Source organism: Leifsonia sp. Soil_N53 (assembly GCF_057655165.1).
In genome coordinates this window covers 405491-422327 of record NZ_JBDGMM010000064.1, presented here as the reverse complement: position 1 = coordinate 422327, position 16837 = coordinate 405491, and the positions used below count along the sequence as shown (strand labels likewise).

Annotated in this window: 14 protein-coding genes; 6 read left to right on the top strand and 8 right to left on the bottom strand. The window is 70.9% G+C overall.

Going from position 1 to position 16837, the window contains the following annotated elements:
• Window positions 1-38 precede the first annotated feature (38 nt).
• The 6 genes from AC3A3H_RS15535 to AC3A3H_RS15510 form a co-directional block, all read right to left on the bottom strand.
• Entirely contained in the window at window positions 39-1283 is a 1245-nt protein-coding gene (locus AC3A3H_RS15535) for an arginine deiminase (RefSeq protein WP_487615437.1), read from the bottom strand.
• Between the two features lie 70 nt (window positions 1284-1353).
• Window positions 1354-2805: a basic amino acid/polyamine antiporter gene (locus tag AC3A3H_RS15530; protein ID WP_487615436.1), complete on the bottom strand. Its 1452-nt coding sequence runs from the start codon at window positions 2803-2805 to the stop codon at window positions 1354-1356.
• Between the two features lie 157 nt (window positions 2806-2962).
• Window positions 2963-5122, bottom strand: a complete 2160-nt coding sequence (locus tag AC3A3H_RS15525) for a 3-hydroxyacyl-CoA dehydrogenase NAD-binding domain-containing protein (protein WP_487615435.1) — start codon at window positions 5120-5122, stop codon at window positions 2963-2965.
• 7 nt (window positions 5123-5129) lie between these two features.
• Window positions 5130-6338 carry a thiolase family protein gene (locus tag AC3A3H_RS15520; RefSeq protein WP_487615434.1) on the bottom strand — a complete coding sequence of 403 codons (1209 nt, stop codon included), beginning with the start codon at window positions 6336-6338 and terminating at the stop codon, window positions 5130-5132.
• Window positions 6339-6410: 72 nt separating this feature from the next.
• The gene (locus AC3A3H_RS15515; RefSeq protein ID WP_487615433.1) at window positions 6411-7607 is read right to left on the bottom strand and encodes an HRDC domain-containing protein; all 1197 of its coding nucleotides are present in this window, start codon (window positions 7605-7607) and stop codon (window positions 6411-6413) included.
• Window positions 7600-8196, bottom strand: coding sequence for a DUF3000 domain-containing protein (locus AC3A3H_RS15510; RefSeq protein ID WP_487615432.1), 597 nt, complete (start codon window positions 8194-8196; stop codon window positions 7600-7602). Before AC3A3H_RS15510 ends, AC3A3H_RS15515 begins: the two co-directional genes overlap by 8 nt.
• 101 nt (window positions 8197-8297) lie before the next feature.
• Here AC3A3H_RS15510 and AC3A3H_RS15505 point away from each other — a divergent pair, with 101 nt between their 5' ends.
• A complete protein-coding gene (locus AC3A3H_RS15505; protein ID WP_487615431.1) occupies window positions 8298-9512 on the top strand; it encodes an alpha/beta hydrolase family protein in 1215 nt (404 codons plus the stop codon).
• Between the two features lie 4 nt (window positions 9513-9516).
• On the opposite strand, the gene AC3A3H_RS15500 is transcribed toward AC3A3H_RS15505, so the two are convergent.
• Window positions 9517-9954 carry a SufE family protein gene (locus AC3A3H_RS15500; protein WP_487615430.1) on the bottom strand — a complete coding sequence of 146 codons (438 nt, stop codon included), beginning with the start codon at window positions 9952-9954 and terminating at the stop codon, window positions 9517-9519.
• Between the two features lie 47 nt (window positions 9955-10001).
• On the bottom strand, window positions 10002-10919 hold the full coding sequence (locus AC3A3H_RS15495; protein WP_487615429.1) for a sulfurtransferase: 918 nt from the start codon (window positions 10917-10919) through the stop codon (window positions 10002-10004).
• 127 nt (window positions 10920-11046) lie between these two features.
• On the opposite strand from AC3A3H_RS15495, the gene zapE reads away from it, so the two are divergent.
• From zapE to AC3A3H_RS15470, 5 genes are all read left to right on the top strand, one after another.
• Window positions 11047-12102, top strand: a complete 1056-nt coding sequence (zapE, locus tag AC3A3H_RS15490; RefSeq protein WP_487615428.1) for a cell division protein ZapE — start codon at window positions 11047-11049, stop codon at window positions 12100-12102.
• 219 nt (window positions 12103-12321) lie between these two features.
• The gene (locus tag AC3A3H_RS15485; RefSeq protein ID WP_487615427.1) at window positions 12322-13596 is read left to right on the top strand and encodes an ammonium transporter; all 1275 of its coding nucleotides are present in this window, start codon (window positions 12322-12324) and stop codon (window positions 13594-13596) included.
• Between the two features lie 137 nt (window positions 13597-13733).
• Window positions 13734-14948: an ammonium transporter gene (locus tag AC3A3H_RS15480; RefSeq protein WP_487615426.1), complete on the top strand. Its 1215-nt coding sequence runs from the start codon at window positions 13734-13736 to the stop codon at window positions 14946-14948.
• Window positions 14890-15423, top strand: coding sequence for a type II toxin-antitoxin system PemK/MazF family toxin (locus tag AC3A3H_RS15475; RefSeq protein WP_487615425.1), 534 nt, complete (start codon window positions 14890-14892; stop codon window positions 15421-15423). Before AC3A3H_RS15480 ends, AC3A3H_RS15475 begins: the two co-directional genes overlap by 59 nt.
• Window positions 15424-15490: 67 nt before the next feature.
• Complete coding sequence (locus AC3A3H_RS15470) at window positions 15491-16795, top strand: O-acetylhomoserine aminocarboxypropyltransferase/cysteine synthase family protein (protein WP_487615424.1); 1305 nt, start codon at window positions 15491-15493, stop codon at window positions 16793-16795.
• Window positions 16796-16837: the final 42 nt, after the last annotated feature.

Sequence of the window (16837 nt, the reverse complement as noted above, 5' to 3'; positions counted from 1 at the left end):
ACGTGCCCCTCGGCGGGGGTGGGCGCGCGGGGCCCGCGTCAGAACTCGACCGGGTCGCGCAGCAGCGGGCAGGTCATGCAGTGGCCGCCGCCCCGACCGCGTCCGAGCTCCGCGCCGACGATCGGGATGACCTCGACGCCGGCGCGGCGCAGCGCGTCGTTGGTGGCCGTGTTGCGGTCGTACGCGTAGACCACGCCGGGGCGGAGGGCGACCGCGTTGTTGCCGCTGTCCCACTGCTGGCGCTCGGTCTCGTAGTTGTCGCCCGCGGTCTCGATCACGCGCAGGCGGGGGAGGCCGAGGGCGCCGGCCACGACGTCGACGAACGCGCGGCCCTCCTCGTCGATCACCTCGACGGCGTCGCCGCCGCTGCCCGGCCGGAGGGTGAAGGTGTGCACGCGGTCCATGATCGCCGGGTACAGCGTCACCAGGTCGCGGTCGGCGAAGGTGAAGACGGTGTCGAGGTGCATGGCCGCACGGAGCTTGGGCATGCCGGCCACGATGACCCGCTCGGCCGCGCCCGCCTCGAAGAGGGCCGCGGCGGTCTGCGTGATGGCCTGCCGCGAACTGCGCTCGCTCATGCCGATCAGGACCGCCCCGTTGCCGACGGGCATCACGTCGCCGCCCTCCAGGGTGGCCTGCCCCCAGTCGCGCTCGGGGTCGCCCCACCACACGCGCGCGCCGGCGAACGCCGGGTGGAAGAGGTAGATCGCCTTCATCAGCAGCGTCTCGTCGTGGCGGGCCGGCCAGTAGAGCGGGTTGAGGGTGACGCCGCCGTAGATCCACGACGTCGTATCGCGGGTGTAGAGCGTGTTCGGCAGCGGCGGCATCAGGTACTCCCGGACGCCTGTCGACTCGCGGGCCAGCGCCACGTAGCCGGTGCGGTAGTCCTCGGGCAGGTCGGCCGTGGAGAGGCCGCCGATGAGGAACTCGGCGAGCCGGTCGGCGGGCAGCGTCTCCAGGTACGCGCGGGTGCCCTCCAGCAGCCCGAGCCCGACTTCGTTCGCGACCACCTTGCGGTCGAGCAGCCACGCCCGGGCCTCGGGCTGGGCGACGGTCTCGGCCAGCACGGTGTGCAGCTCGAGCACCTCGACCCCGTGGGAGCGCAGGTCCGCGACGAAGGCGGCATGGTCGCGCTTGGCGTTCTCGACCCACATCACGTCGTCGAACAGGAGGTCGTCGGCGTTGGTCGGCGTGAGTCGGTGGTGCGCCAGCCCGGGCGAGGCGACGAGCACGCGTCGCAGCTGCCCGACCTCCGAGTGGACGCCGAATGTCGTGTCGGTCACAGTGTTCCCCTTACGTGTGGTGCTTCGTGAATTCGTTGAGAGAGGCTGAGGTGTGCGGTGGGGAGGCGCGTCACAGCGTGATCCAGCCCACGGAGAGCGCCACGATGCCGAGGACCGCGCCGATCACCGAGACCGCGAGGATCACCAGCTCGCGGCCGCTGAACAGCTTGCGCCCCTGCTCGCGCCGGACCATGACGAACAGGATGGTCGCCGGCGCGTAGATTATGAACGACAGCAGCACGAAGGTGAGTCCGGCGGCGAACAGCAGGAACGCGGTGTAGATCGTGGCCAGGATCGTCACGACGAGGTCACGGCCCCAGCCGCGGGGCTGCTCCACATAGGTCTCGCGGGTCGTCACGAGTTTGAGCGCGTACAGCGCCGCCAGGAGGAACGGGATGAGCGTGAGCGCGCTGGTGAGGTCGAGCGCCAGGTTCAGCGCGTCGTTGGCGAAGTAGATGATCACGAGGACGGCCTGCACGAACAGCGCGGTCAGCAGCAGCGCCGCCACCGGCACGTCCTGCTTGTTGGAGCGGGCGAGGAAGCGCGGCATGTCGTGGTCCTTGGCCGCCACGAAGAGCACCTCGGCCGCCATCAGCGACCACGCCAGGTACGCGCCGAGCACGGACACGATCAGCCCGATGCTCACGAACCAGGCGCCCCACGGACCGACCGCGGCCTCCAGCACGCCCGCCATCGAGGGCTGACGGAGCTTCGCGATCTCGCCCATCGGGAGGATGCCGTACGACACGATCGTCACCGACGCGAAGACGGCGAAGACGCTCACGAAGCCGAGGATCGTGGCGCGGCCGACGTCCTGGCGGCGCTTCGCGTGCCGGGAGTAGGTGCTGGCGCCCTCCACGCCGAGGAAGACGAACACCGTGACGAGCATGGTGTTGCGCACCTGGTCGAACAGCGAGCCCGCGTAGTCCGCTCCGCCCCAGTTTGCTGCGAACACGTCGGGCTTGAGCGCGAACAGCGCCAGCAGGATGAAGACGATGATCGGCACGATCTTGGCGACCGTGACGATGCGGTTGATGGCCGCGGCCTCCTTGATGCCGCGGCGGATGAGCAGGAAGAAGCCCCACAGCGCCGCCGACGAGATGGCGATCGCGATGATCGTGTCGCCGTCCCCGAAGGCCGGGACGACCGCGCCGATGGTCGACATGATGAAGACCCAGTAGAAGACCAGGCCGACGGAGGCGCTGGCCCAGTAGCCGAACGCCGAGAAGAAGCCGAGGTACTCGCCGAAGCCCGCCTTCGCGTAGGCGTACACGCCGGCGTCGAGCTTGGGCTTGCGGTTGGCCAGGAGCTGGAAGACGAAGGCCAGCATCAGCATGCCGACCCCGGCGATCGTCCAGGCGATGAGCGCGCCCGCGACACCGGTCTCCTGCGCGAAGCGCCGGGGGAGCGAGAACACCCCGGCCCCGACCATGCTCCCGACGACCATTCCGGTCATCGTGAGCATCGAGAGTTTCACCGGTGCGCTGAGACCCGTCGACGGCGAGGTCTTCTGATCGGTCATTGGGCTCCCCACGTCGCATACCAGTCAGGTATATGTACGCTAACCTTCCCGTTTCCGCACGGTCTAGACCTGTCGCGGGTGAAAAAACGAGACCGCCGGGTACGCGATGGAGCAGCGTACCCGGCGGTCTCGGCCGTGTTCAGTGGGTGCTCGTTAGCTAGGCGGCGGCCTCCACCGGGGCGGTGACGCCGCGGACCGGCGGGTGCTGGAAGGTGTCGCCGAAAGTGCGCTCCGACGCGCCGACCCGGTCGAGGTACGGCGTGATGCCGCCCATCTGGAAAGGGAAGCCCGCGCCGAGGATCATGCAGAGGTCGATGTCCTCCGGCGCCTCGACCACGTGGTCGTCCACCAGCATGCGGTGGATCTCGTCGGCCAGGCCGTCCTCCAGCCGGCGCAGGATCTCCTGCTCGGTCCACGGGTTCTTCCCGCCGGCCAGGATCTTGGCCGCGCCCTTGTCGAGGCCCTTCACCTTGCCCTTGGAGTCCTTCTCCAGCAGCGTGCCGTACTCCGCGAGGCGGTGCAGGTTGTCGCTGCGGTAGAACCGGTCGGGGAAGGCCGCGTGGTGGGTGTCGAGCACGTGCGCGCCCACCTTCAGGCCGACCAGGTCGAGCAGCACGGAGGGCGCCATCGGCAGGCCCAGCGGCGCGAAGGCCTTGTCGACGGTCTCGAACGGCGTGCCGTCGTCGACCGCGTGCATCGCCTCGCCGAGGATCTTCGCCAGCACCCGGTTCACGACGAAGCCGGGGGTGTCGGCCGTGATGACGGCGTTCTTCTTGAGCGCCGCCGCCGTGACCATCGCCGTGGAGAGCGTCGCGGCGTCGGTGTGCGGGGTCTTCACGACCTCGATCAGCGGCATGACCGCGACGGGGGTGAAGAAGTGGAAGCCAACCAGCCGTTCGGGGTGCTTCAGCTTCGCGCCGATCTGCTCCACCGACAGCGAGGAGGTGTTGGTCGCCAGCACGGCCTCGTCGGAGAGGTACTGCTCGACCTCCGCGAAGACGTCCTGCTTGACCGTCAGCTCCTCGAAGACCGCCTCGATGACCCAGTCGCAGTCCGCGAAGTCGGCCTTGTCGGTCGTGCCGGTGACGAGCGCGCGGAGGCGGTTCGCCTCGTCGGGGGAGATGCGGCCCTTCTCCTGCAGCGTGCCGATCTCGTCGTGGATGTACGCCACGCCCTTGTCGACGTGCGCCTGGTCGAGGTCGGTGATCACGACGGGCACGCGCAGCCGGCGCACGAACAGCAGCGCGAACTGGCTGGCCATGTAGCCGGCGCCGATGACGCCGATCTTCGTGACCTTCCTGGCCAGGGACTTGTCCGGAGCGCCGGCCGGCCGCTTGGCGCGCTTCTGCACCAGGTTGAAGGCGTAGATGCTGGCCTGGAACTGGTCGCCGGAGATGAGCTCGGCGAGCGCGTCGTCCTCCAGCTCGAAACCGGCGGCGCGGTCGTTCGACTTGGCGGCCTTGAGCAGGTCCAGAGCACGATAGGGCGACTTCGGGACGGTGCCGATGCGGCTCTCCAGCATCTTGCGGGCGATGCCGATCGCGGCGTCCCACTTGACCAGGCGCTCGACCTTGCCGGGAACGTTCGGGCGCTTGACCTCGATCGCACCCGTGAGCACCTTGTCGGCCCACTTCAGCGAGTCCTCGAGGAAGTTCGCCGAGTCGAAGATCGCGTCGGCGATCCCGAGCTCGAAGACCTCCTGGGGCTTGAGCATCCGGTTCTGCTTGAGCGGGTTCTCGACCACGACCTTGAGGGCGTTCTCGATGCCGATCAGGTTCGGCAGGATGGTCGCGCCGCCCCAGCCCGGGATGAGGCCGAGGAAGACCTCGGGGAGCGCGAACGCGGCCGCGTTGCGGTCGATGGTGCGGTAGTCGGCGTTCAGGCCGATCTCCACACCGCCGCCGAGCGCGAGGCCGTTCGTGAAGACGAACGACGGGACGCCGAAGGTCGCCTGCTTGCCGAGCACGTAGTGGCCCAGCTGGGGGAGCAGCTTGGCGACCTCCACGCTCGGGATGTCGCCGACCCGGCTGAGGTCGGCGCCGGCGGCGAGGATGAACGGCTTGCCGGTGACGGCGACGGCGTCGATCTCGCCGCGCGCGGCCCGCTCGGTCAGCGCGTCGAAGGTCGTGCCGAGCTCCAGGAGTGTGGCGGGGCCCATCGTGTTCGGCCGGGTGTGGTCCCGGTCGTTGTCGAGGGTGACCAGCGCGAGGGTCTTGCCGCTCGGCAGCGGCACGTCCTTCACGTAGGAGTGGGTGACGACCTCGTCGGAGGTGAGCTCGACGAGCGGGGAGAAGTCGATGGTGCTGTAGTCGGTCACTGTTCGGTCAGCCCTTCTTCGCCGCGCGCTTGTCGTAGTTGGGGTTCTCCCAGATCACGGTGCCGCCCTGGCCGAGGCCGACGCACATCGCGGTGAGGCCGTAGCGGACCTCCGGGTGCTCCTCGAACTGGCGGGCGAGCTGGATCATCAGGCGCACGCCGCTCGCGGCGAGCGGGTGGCCGATCGCGATCGCGCCGCCCCACTTGTTGACGCGCGGGTCGGCGTCGTCGATGCCGAAGTGGTCGAGGAAGGACAGCACCTGGATGGCGAACGCCTCGTTCAGCTCGAACAGGCCGATGTCGTCGATGGTCAGGCCCGCCTTGCGGAGCGCCTTCTCGGTGGACGGCACCGGGCCGATGCCCATGATCTCAGGCTCGACGCCGGCGAACGCGAAGCTGACCATCCGCATCTTCGGCTTCAGGCCGAACTCCTTCACCGCGTCGGAGGACGCGAGCAGGCTCGCGGTGGCGCCGTCGGTGAGCGGCGAGGCGTTGCCCGCGGTCACCCGGCCGTGCGGGCGGAACGGGGTCTTCAGCGTGGCGAGGCCCGCCATCGTGGTCTCCGGGCGCATGCCCTCGTCCTGCGTGGCGAGGCCCCAGCCCTGCTCGGAGCGGATGGCGACGGACACCAGGTCCGGCTGCAGCTTGCCCGCGGCGTACGCGGCGGCGGTCTTCTGCTGGCTGCCCAGCGCGAAGCGGTCGGAGCGCTCCTTGGTGAGCGCGGGGAACCGGTCGTGGATGCGCTCGGCGGTCATGCCCATGTTCAGGGCGTCCTCGGCCACCATGCGCTCCGACAGGAAGCGCGGGTTCGGGTCGGCGCCGAAGCCCATGGGGTGCCGGCCCATGTGCTCCACGCCGCCGGCGATCACCAGGTCGTAGCTGCCGAACGCGATGCCGGAGCCGAGCGTGGTGACGCTGGTCATCGCGCCGGCGCACATCCGGTCGATCGCGAAGCCGGGCACCGACTTCGGCAGCCCGGCGAGGAGCGCCGCGGTGCGGCCGAGGGTCAGGCCCTGGTCGCCCTGCTGCGTCGTCGCCGCGATGGCGACATCGTCGATGCGCTCCTTGGGCACGTTCGGATTGCGCTCGAGCAGGCCGATCATCGCCTTGACGACGAGGTCGTCCGCCCGGGTGTTCCAGTACTGCCCTTTTTCGCCTGCACGTCCAAACGGAGTGCGGACTCCATCGACGAACACGACATCCGTTCTATCGGCCACAGTGCCTCCCAAATCAGGTCGCTGACGATCTTAAGGAGGCCGGAACGCCGGAGTGGAATCGTTTGACTCTTCCTACGAAGCGGCTTCGGACGCGTCGTCGGGCGTTTGGCTGCTTTCCACAAAGGCCTGGGCGATCGCCTGTGAGGTTGCCTCAATCTGCCAGCGCCTGGCGCCGTGCCGGGCGAGGGCCTCGGCGACCGCCGACGGGGTGACCTCGGCCGGCGGTGTCCACGCGACGCGGCGCAGCGTGTCCGGGGTGAGCAGGTTCTCCAGCGGCAGCGAGAGCTCCTCGGCCACGGTCGTCAGCGCGGCGCGGGCGGCCTTGAGCCGGGCGTCGGCCTCCGGGTTGCGGTCGGACCAGGCCCGCGGCGGCGGGAGGGTGTCGCCGTTGCCGCGCAGCACGGGCAGGTCGTCGGTGCTGCGGCCGGCCTCGACGGCGGCCCACCAGCGGTCCAGCTCCGTGCGGCTGGCGCGGCCGGTGAACTCTCGCATGGCCGCGAGGGCGCGCTTGGAGTCCGGCATCGCCTTCGCGGCGGCGGTCAGGGAGGCGTCGGGCACCAGCCGGCCCGGCGCGACGTCGAGCTGCTGGGCGAGCGCGTCGCGGCTCAGCCACAGCTCGCGCGCCACGGCGAGGTTGCGCAGGCCGCGGATCGAGTGGATGCCGGAGAGCCGCCGCCACGGTTCGTGGCGCGTCACGACGAGCTCGCGGGTGAGCTCGTCCGCGAACTCCTGCCGGGCGATGTCGGTCTTGCCCGCCTCCGCCAGCAGCGCCGCGATCGAGTCCCGCAGGTCGGGCAGCAGCTCCACGTCGAGGGCGGCGTAGTCGAGCCACGGCTCGGGGAGCGGGCGGGTCGACCAGTCGGCCGCGCTGTGCTCCTTGGCGAGGTGGATGCCGAGGAGCTCCTCCACGACGGTCCCGAGGCCGACGCGCGGCATCCCGAGCAGGCGCGCGGCCAGCTCGGTGTCGAAGATGCTGACCGGGTCGAGGCCGACCTCGCGCAGGCAGGTGAGGTCCTGCGTCGCGGCGTGCAGCACCCACTCGTCGCCGGCGATCGCCTCGTTGAGCTCGTCGAACCGGCCGATCGCCGGCGGGTCGAACAGGAACGTGCCGGAGCCGCGCCGGAACATCTGGATGAGGTACGCGCGCTGCGAGTACCGGAAGCCGCTCGCCCGCTCGGCGTCGACCGCGACCGGGCCCTCGCCCGCGACGATGCGGTCCACGGCCTCCCGGTAGGCGTCGCGCGAGTCGATGACGATGTGTTCAGCCACGCGGTGTCCGTCTCGTGCTCAGCAGGCTCACCCCTTCGCCCGTCGGCGGCAGGCCGGCGAGCATGCACAGCAGCTCGCCCCAGCCCTCAACGTGGGAAGCGATGTCGGTCTCCAGCGGGCTCCAGGAGGCGCGCAGCTCGATCTGGGCGCCGTCGCCCTGCGCCGCGAGCTCGCCGAACCCGGTCGAGATGATCTTGGTCGCCGTGCCGCTGGCGGCGGTGTACTTGGCGTGCCGGGCGTCCAGGGCGTCGACCAGCCAGGACCAGGCGACGTCGGCCAGGAACGGGTCGAGCCCGATGTCGGTCTCCAGCGGCGCCTGCGCGAAGCAGACGATGCGGAACGGGCCGCCCCAGGCCTCCGGCTCGTCGGGGTCGTAGAGCAGGATGAAGCGTCCGGTGCCGAGGTCGGAGTCGTCCCCGTGCCGTGCCGGCCGCACGTCGGCCGCGAGCGCGACGGAGAACGGCGCGAGCTGAGCGGGAGCCGGGATCTCCGTGATCACGAGCTCCGGCCGCGCCTTCGCGGCGCGGATGGACTCCAGCGCCGTCGCGTACTCCCCGGGCAGGTGCGGGGTCGAAGTGGGTGTCGACACGCTACGAACACTAGAAGGATTCCGGGGCTCGTGACAGTAAGGCACGCCGCCTGACGGACTCCTGAGCGCGGGCGGGCACGGGCGCGGCTACGCTGTCGGGCATGGCGACGACCAGCAGCGGATCCGGCGGGAACGGGGCATTCGGGAAGGCGGTCGGCGTCACCGCGGCCGTCGCGGGAGGGCTCGTGCTGCTCACCGCGGCGGGTGCCGGCTACGCCATGGCCCGCGTGGCGCGGACGGTCATCACTCCGGTCAGGAGGCGGCCGCACCGCGAGTTCGTGCGGGGCGTGGACGAGGGTCTCGGCACCATCACGCTGAAGCGGACCCCCGACGCGGCGATGCCCGGCCGGTTCGGGCTGTGGTTCGGGTCGGAGTCGGGCTACGCGAAGATCGGCGGCCTCCTGGAGACGACGGACGGCAGCGTCGTCCGCGAGCTGGAGCGCATCCACTTCGGCGACCTCGGGCTCGGCCGGGCGCGGATCAGCGGCTACTACTACCTGGAGCCGGAGGAGCTCGGCCTGCCCGTGGAGAGCGTGGAGATCGAGACGGACCTGGGGCAGGCGCCGGCGTGGGTGTTCCCGGCGGCGTCGACCGAGTCCGGCGACGGCTCGGATGGAGGCTCCGGCCGCTGGGTGATCCAGGTGCACGGCTGGGGCGCCACCCGCCAGGAGGGCCTGCGCGCGGTCCCGACGTTCCACGCCGCGGGCTACACCTGCCTGCTCGCCTCCTACCGCAACGACGGCGACGCGCCGGAGAGCGCCGACCGTCGCTACGGCCTCGGCGGCACCGAGTGGCGCGACATCGACGCCGCGATCCGCTACGCCGCAGATCACGGCGCGCGCTCGATCGTGCTGATGGGGTGGTCGATGGGCGGCGCCGTCGTGCTGCAGACGATCACGCGATCGCAGAACCTGGGCCTGGTCACGGGGGTCGTGCTGGAGTCGCCGGTCGTCGACTGGATCGACACGCTCGAGTTCCAGGCGAACATGCTGCGCCTCCCCGACGCGATCGCCCAGGGCGCGATGCGCCTGATCGCCTCGGATTGGAGCGGCCCGATCACCGGCCTCGGCGCCCCGATCGACCTGCGCAGCATGGACTTCGTCGCCCGCGCCGCCGACCTCAGCCTCCCGATGCTCATCCTGCACAGCGCGGACGACGGCTTCGTGCCGGACTCCGCCTCCCGCGCGCTCGCCGCGGCCCGCAGCGACATCGTCACCTTCGTGCCGTTCACGGTCGCGCTGCACACCAAGCTCTGGAACTACGACGAGGCGAGGTGGACGGGGGCCGTGCGGGAGTGGCTGGACGGCCGGGTGTGACCCCTTACGCCGCCGCCACCTTCGCCCGCACCTGCCGCTTCGTGCGGCCCAGCAGCGCCGACATCCCGCGGATGCGCAGCGGGGACACAGCCTGCGTGAGGCCGAGCGTGTTCGGGAAGTCGTCCGGGACCGCCAGCACCTCGTCGGCCGTGAGCCCGGCGAGGCCCTGGACCAGGATCGAGGCGAAGCCGCGGGTGGTCGGGGCCTCCTTGGGGGCGGTGGCGTAGAGGTGGACGATGTCGTGCTCGTCCACCTCCACGAAGATGAAGACCGGCGCCTGGCACTCCTCGACCCGCTCGAACAGGTCGGGGTGGTCGCGGTAGCGCTCGGGGAGGTCGGGCAGCTCGTCGGAGAACTCCAGCAGCAGCTGGAGGCGGTCGTTCTGCTCCAGCGCCTGGAAGTCGTCGCTGATGTCGGCGAGCGTGCCGGTGAGGGCGGTCATCCTTAAAGGCTACCTTCGCGTGCTGCGTACAGGGTCAGTGGACGGGGTCAGCGGGCCGGGACCTCGCCCGGCTCCGTCCCCGTCACGATCGGCACGCGCACGGCCGAGCCCCACTCGGTCCAGGAACCGTCGTAGTTGCGGACGTTCTCGAAGCCGAGCAGGTGGGTCAGGACGAACCAGGTGTGGCTGGAGCGCTCGCCGATGCGGCAGTACGCCACGACGTCGTCGCCCGGCTTCAGGCCGGCGTCGCCGAGGTAGATGGCCTCCAGGTCGGCGCGACGCTTGAAGGTCGCGTCGGGGGCGGCGGCACGCGCCCACGGCACCGATGCCGCCGACGGGATGTGGCCGGCGCGGAGGGCGCCCTCGGTGGGGTAGCCCGGGATCTCGGTGCGCTCGCCGCTGTACTCCTCGGGCGAGCGGACGTCGATCAGAGCCCCCCTCCCCGATTGCACCAGTCCGAAGTGCGCGAGCACGTCGTCCTTGAACGCGCGGATGGTGTGGTCGTCGCGCTCCACGACCGGGTACTCGGCCGGCGCGGGGGAGGGCACCTCGCGGGTGAGCTCGCGGCCCTCGGCGATCCACTTGTCTCGGCCGCCGTCGAGCAGGCGGACGTCCTCGTGGCCGAAGAGCGTGAAGACCCACAGCGCGTACGCCGCCCACCAGTTGTTCTTGTCGCCGTAGATCACCACGGTGGTGTCGCGTGCGATGCCCTTGGCACCGAGCAGCTCGGCGAAGCGCTCGGGGCTGACGTAGTCGCGGACCACCGGGTCGTTGAGGTCGGTGTGCCAGTCGATCTTGACCGAGCCGGGGATGTGGCCGGTGTTGTAGAGGAGGACGTCCTCGTCCGACTCGACCACCGCCAGGCCCGGCTCGCCGAGGTGCTCGGCCAGCCAGCCGGTGCTCACCAGCCGTTCGGGGTGCGCGTAGCCGGCGAAGTCGGTCGACGGGTCGGGGGCGATGGCCATGCTGCTGATCCTCCGGGTTAGGCTGGGAGCCTGCGAAATCGCCGGCCCACGAGTCCAGGCTACGCGGCGCGCAGCGGGTGACGAACGTTCCGTCAACACTTCTTCACACTAAGGTGCGCATCCACACATGACGATCGAGACGACCGGAGCCCTTCCCCGCCTCGCGGACCGCTCGCCCGCGATCACGGGCGCCGAGATCGCGGCGAGCCTCGTGCCGCCGTCGCAGTTCGCGCACGCCACCTTCGAGTCGTACCGTCCCGACCACGACTACCCGTCGCAGTCGGAGGCCGTCGCCACGCTGAAGCTGTTCGCCAAGTCGTGGGAGCCGCAGCGCCCGGCCGGCCTGTTCAGCCGCAGCCGCCGCAAAGTGGAGGCCATGAAGCCCGGCGTCTACCTCGACGGCGGTTTCGGCGTCGGCAAGACCCACCTCCTGGCGGCGCTCTGGCACGAGGCTCCGGGACCCAAGTACTTCGGCACCTTCATCGAGTACACCGCCCTGGTCGGCGCGCTGGGCTATGCCGGCGCCGTCGACCTGCTGCGCGGCTCCACCCTGATCTGCATCGACGAGTTCGAGCTCGACGACCCGGGCGACACCATGATGATGACGCGGATGCTGGGCGAGCTGGTCGCCTCCGGCACCCGCATCGCCGCCACCAGCAACACGCCGCCGAACGCGCTCGGCGAGGGCCGGTTCGCCGCGAGCGACTTCCTGCGCGAGATCCAGTCGCTGTCCGCCAACTTCCAGACCCTGCGCATCGACGGTCTCGACTACCGCCGCCGCGACACCTCCGGCGCAGCGGTCAGCGTCGACGCGGGGGAGTACGAGCGGGCGCTGGCGGCGCTCACGGCCCGTGGCGAGATGGCGACGAACGACACGTTCGACGGCCTCATCTCCCACCTCGCCACCGTGCACCCGTCCCGCTACATCAAGATGCTCGACGGCGTCGACGTCATCGGGCTGGCCGACGTGCACGTGCTGCACGACCAGATGGCCGCCCTCCGGCTGGTCGCCTTCATCGACCGCGTGTACGACGCCGAGATCCCGATCGTGCAGACCGGCACCGCGCTCAGCGAGGTCTTCGACGACGAGATGCTGGGCGGCGGATACCGCAAGAAGTACCTGCGCTCGATGTCCCGAATGATCGCCCTCACCGCGGGCGAGCTGCCGCCGCACGACGAGTAGCGCGCCGCTCCCGGCGACCGCCCGGTGTTCGCCCCATGGATTCGCACCCCCGCGAAACAGACTGTTTACACAGAGCGGGAATGCGTAACACCCGCGAAACACGAGCATCCCGCAGCCGAAACCTCGCACCTTCAGACTGGCTCCACCCCGAAGCGCCCGACCCGGCTCCGATGAGCCAGAACCCACTCCAGGGCGTCGCATAGAGAGGTAGAGACTCGCATGGTGTTGCACACAGCCGCGGACTACGCAACGGCAGGGACCGTCAACTCCCTGTGGTTGCTCGTCGCCGCAGCCCTCGTCCTGCTGATGACCCCCGGCGTCGCCTTCTTCTACGGCGGCATGGTCCGCGCGAAGAGCGTCGTCTCCATGATGATGATGAGCTTCGGCGCGATGGCCATCGTCGGCGTGCTCTGGGTCGTCTACGGCTACGGACTCTCGTTCGGAAAGCCGCTCATCCCGCATGTGCTGGGCACGCCGGACTGGTTCCTTTCCAGCCTGATGGGCAAGGACGGCATTACCCCCGACCTGGGCGGCCTCGCCTTCGCCGGGTTCCAGGCCACCTTCGCCATCATCACCGTCGCCCTGATCTCCGGCGCCATCGCCGACCGTGCCAAGTTCGGCGCGTGGATGGTCTTCGCCGGCGTCTGGGTGACCATCGTCTACTTCCCGGTCGCGTTCTGGGTGTTCAACCTGTCGCAGGGCTGGATCGTCTCCCTCCTGCACGTGAACGACTTCGCGGGCGGCACGGCGGTCCACATCAACGCCGGTGCGGCGGGTCTGGCCCTCGCCCTGGTGCTCGGCAAGCGCGTCGGCTTCCAGAAGGGCATGAGCAAGCCGCACAACGTCCCGCTGACGCTCCTCGGCGCCGCGCTGCTGTGGTTCGGCTGGTTCGGCTTCAACGCCGGTTCGGAGGCCGCGGTCGACGGTGTCGCCGCGATCGCCTGGATCAACACCCTCGCAGCCCCGGCCGCCGCGACCATCGGCTGGCTGATCGTCGAGAAGATCAAGGACGGCAAGCCCACCTCGATCGGCGCCGCGTCCGGAGCCGTCGCCGGTCTGGTCGCGATCACCCCGGCCTGTAACATCCTGACCCCCGGCTTCGCGATCCTGCTCGGCCTGGTCGCCGGCGCCGTCTGCGCCGTCGCGATCGACCTGAAGTACAAGCTCGGCTTCGACGACTCGCTCGACGTGGTCGGCATCCACCTCATCGGCGGTCTCGTCGGCACCCTGTGGATCGGCTTCTTCGGCTTCACCCACATCGACGGCGACGCCACCAAGCCGTTCTCCAGCCTCTGGTACGGCGGCAGCTGGGTTCAGCTGGGAGCGCAGGCGCTCGGCGCGTTCAGCGTCCTGATCTACTCGTTCGTCCTGGCCTACGCGATCGGCTGGGTCATCCAGCGGACGATGGGCTTCCGCATCAAGAACGAGGACGAGCTGGCCGGCGTCGACACCGTGGTGCACGGCGAGGAGGGCTACTCGCTGGAGACGGTCTGACCGTCTCGCACCATCGAGCATCCGTGAACGGGGTGCCGCCTGCGGGCGGCGCCCCGTTCCGCGTTCGGGCGCGCGGCACGGGGGCGCAGCCCGCCGGCCGCTAGGGTAATGCTTGCATTGAGGCGGAAGGGAGCCGGATGTCCGCGGCGAGCGAGCAGGTCGACACCCTGCTGCTGTTCGTCTGCGGGGCGCTGACGCTCCTCGTCCCGGTGGGCCTCGCGTTCTTCGTCGGCGGCCTCGGCGGCCGCTCCACGACCTCCCGCGCGCTGCTGTTCGCGCTCACCGGCACGGCGGTCACCGTCCTGCTCGGAGTGGCGGGCGGCTACGGGATGCTGGCCGGACGCCCCCTGCTGCCGCATGTGATCGGCACGCCGTCGTTCGACCTCGCCGCGGGTTTCGGGGCGGTGCGGCACCCGGACGCCTACCAGCTCGCCGCGGCCGGCTCGCTGCTGGCGGTGGCCTCCGTGGCCGTCGCCATCGTGGGCGTCGCGGTCGCGTCGCGGATCACGCTGCGCGCCTGGCTGATCTTCGCGGTGCTCTGGTCGGTGCTGGTGCTGTACCCGGTGGGCTACGCGGTCTTCGCGCTCGACGACGGCTGGGCGACCGGGGTGCTCGGTGTGATCGACTTCGGCGGGGCGCTGCCGGTCGGCGTGGCGGCGGGCGCGGCCGCCGCCGGTGTCATCCTGGCGTGCGGCCGGGGAGAGCACCGGCCGCCCGAGCAGCGCAGCTTCCCGGCCATCGCCATCGGCGGCACGCTCGTCTGGGTCGGCTGGCTCGGGCTCGTGGTCGGGTCGGAGGGCGCAGTGGACGCCTACACGGGCCTGATCGCGATCAACGCGTTCCTCGCCTCCGCCGGGGGATGCCTGGCCTGGATGGTCGTCGACCGGGTGCTGCTGCGGCGCCCGACCACGGTGAGCGCGCTCTGCGGGGCGTTCTCCGGCCTGGTCGCCATCACCCCGGCCGCCGGTGTGCTCACCGTCGGCTGGTCGCTGCTGCTCGGCGCGATCGCCGCCGTGACGTGCGCCACGATGGTCGACCTGGCCGCCAGGGCGCGGTTCGGCGCCGCCATGGCGCTGATCGTCATCGTGACCGTCGCGAGCATGGTCGGCCTCCTCTACCTGGGCCTATTCGCCGGGGGCGGCGGGATGGTGGACAGCGGCAACTTCGACCTCTTCACCGCGCAGGCGATCGCGGGCTTCTCCGTGCTGATCGGCTCGTTCGTCCTCGCGCTGCTGCTGGCGCTCGCACTGCGCTTCACGCTCGGCCTCACGCGGATCCGCTATCGTGCCACGAATGAGCAGACTCCTCGACGCGATCGCCCGACTGTTCCGGCCGGCGGGGCGGGGAACTGAACGACGGACCTCCCGGTCCGCCCCTGCGCGCCCCGTGCGCGTCGCCGGGGTCGAGCCGGGACGCGGGGGCGTCGACGCCACGGTCCAGGTCGATCCGCGCCGGCTGAGGGGCCTCCGCACGTCGTACAACCCGCAGACCGACGGCGCGCCCGACCCGGGGGAGATCGTGTGGACCTGGGTGCCGTACGAGGAGAACGACGGCCGCGGCAAGGACCGCCCGGTGCTCGTCGTCGCCGCCGAGCCGGCCGGCAGCGTGATCGCCGTCGCACTGACCAGCCAGGCCCATCCCGGGCGCCCCGAGTACCTGGCGATCGGCGCGGGGGACTGGGACGGGCAGGGGAGGCCGAGCTTCGTCAAGCTCGACCGGGTGTTCCGCGTGCACGGCACCGGGATGCGCCGGGAGGCCGCGGCCCTCGACGCGCGCCGGTTCGCGACCGTCCGCACCGCCCTGCGGAAGCTGTACGGCTGGAGCTGACCGCCATCCGTGACGAACGGTGAAGCGGCAGCGCGCGCTGCGCGCCCCGCGTCACTACAGTTGCCGCATGTCTGACGACTGTTCGCGCCCTCTCGACTTCGCCACCCGGCAGATCCACGCCGGAGCGGTGGTGGACGCCGAGACCCGCGCCCGCGTCACCCCGATCTACCAGACGGCCGGGTACGTCTTCGACGACTTCGACGACGGCGAGGACCGCTTCGCCGGCCGGAGCCGCTACCGGGCGTACTCGCGCAACGACAACCCGACCAACGCCGTCGCCGGGCGGCGCATCGCCGACCTGGAGGGCGGCGTCGACGGCATCGTGGTCTCCAGCGGGCAGGCGGCCATCGCCGCGGCGATCAACGCGCTCGCCGAGGCCGGCGACCACATCCTCGCGACCCGGTCGCTGTACGAGGGCACGCGGGAGATGTTCCGCGGGATCCTCAAGCGGCAGGGGATCGCGATCGAGTACGTGGACGACGACGCGAGCGACGCGGAGTGGGCGGCGAGGTTCCGGCCGAACACGAAGGCGGTGTACACCGAGACGCTGCCGAACCCGCTGAACCAGGTGGTCGACATCGAACGGCTGGCCGGGATCGCGCACGAGGCCGGCGTCCCGCTGATCGTGGACAACACCGTGCCGACGCCCTACCTGTGGCGGCCGATCGAGAACGGCGCCGACATCGTCGTGCACTCGACCTCCAAGTGGCTGTCCGGTCACGCCTCGGTCATCGGCGGCGCCGTGGTCGACGCCGGCCGGTTCGACTGGGCGGCACACGCCGACCGGTTCCCGCAGCTCACCGAGCCGCCGCGGCCGGGCGTCGCCGCGTACGTGGACCGTTGCGGCGCCGGCGCCTACCTCGCCTACCTGCGGGCGGTGATCGTGCTCGAGTACGGACCGACCGTCCCGGCGCTGAGCACCTTCCTGCTGCTGCACGGCATCGAGACGCTCTCGGTCCGGATGGACCGGCACGTCGCCAACGCGCAGGCGGTGGCGGAGTGGCTGGCGGGGCGGCCGGAGGTCGCGCGCGTGTACTACCCGGGCCTCGCCGACGACCCGTATCACGAGCTCGCGCAGCGCTACCTGCCGCTCGGCCCCGGCTCGATCGTCTCCATCGACCTGGCGGGCGGCAGGGAGGCGGCGCGCCGGTTCCTGGACGCGCTGCGGCTGGTGAGCCCGATGACGCACATCGGCGACGTGCGGACGCTGGCGATCCACCTGGGCAGCACCATCCACGCCAAGCTCACCAAGGAGGAGCGCCTGGCGGCCGGGATCACTCCCGGTCTGGTGCGGCTGTCCATCGGCCTCGAGAGCCCGCGCGACATCATCGCGGACCTGGACCGCGCTCTCCTCGCAGCCGCCCGCGGCTGACCTCTCCTGAACGCAGGGACGCAACACGCCGCATGCGCCGGC

Coding starts and splice junctions, on each gene's coding strand:
- AC3A3H_RS15495 (WP_487615429.1), bottom strand. CDS start 10,919: ATGGCCATCGCCCCCGACCCGTCGACCGACTTCGCCGGCTACGCGCAC.
- AC3A3H_RS15530 (WP_487615436.1), bottom strand. CDS start 2,805: ATGACCGATCAGAAGACCTCGCCGTCGACGGGTCTCAGCGCACCGGTG.
- AC3A3H_RS15500 (WP_487615430.1), bottom strand. CDS start 9,954: ATGACCGCCCTCACCGGCACGCTCGCCGACATCAGCGACGACTTCCAG.
- zapE (WP_487615428.1), top strand. CDS start 11,047: ATGACGATCGAGACGACCGGAGCCCTTCCCCGCCTCGCGGACCGCTCG.
- AC3A3H_RS15475 (WP_487615425.1), top strand. CDS start 14,890: ATGAGCAGACTCCTCGACGCGATCGCCCGACTGTTCCGGCCGGCGGGG.
- AC3A3H_RS15480 (WP_487615426.1), top strand. CDS start 13,734: ATGTCCGCGGCGAGCGAGCAGGTCGACACCCTGCTGCTGTTCGTCTGC.
- AC3A3H_RS15505 (WP_487615431.1), top strand. CDS start 8,298: ATGGCGACGACCAGCAGCGGATCCGGCGGGAACGGGGCATTCGGGAAG.
- AC3A3H_RS15470 (WP_487615424.1), top strand. CDS start 15,491: ATGTCTGACGACTGTTCGCGCCCTCTCGACTTCGCCACCCGGCAGATC.
- AC3A3H_RS15485 (WP_487615427.1), top strand. CDS start 12,322: ATGGTGTTGCACACAGCCGCGGACTACGCAACGGCAGGGACCGTCAAC.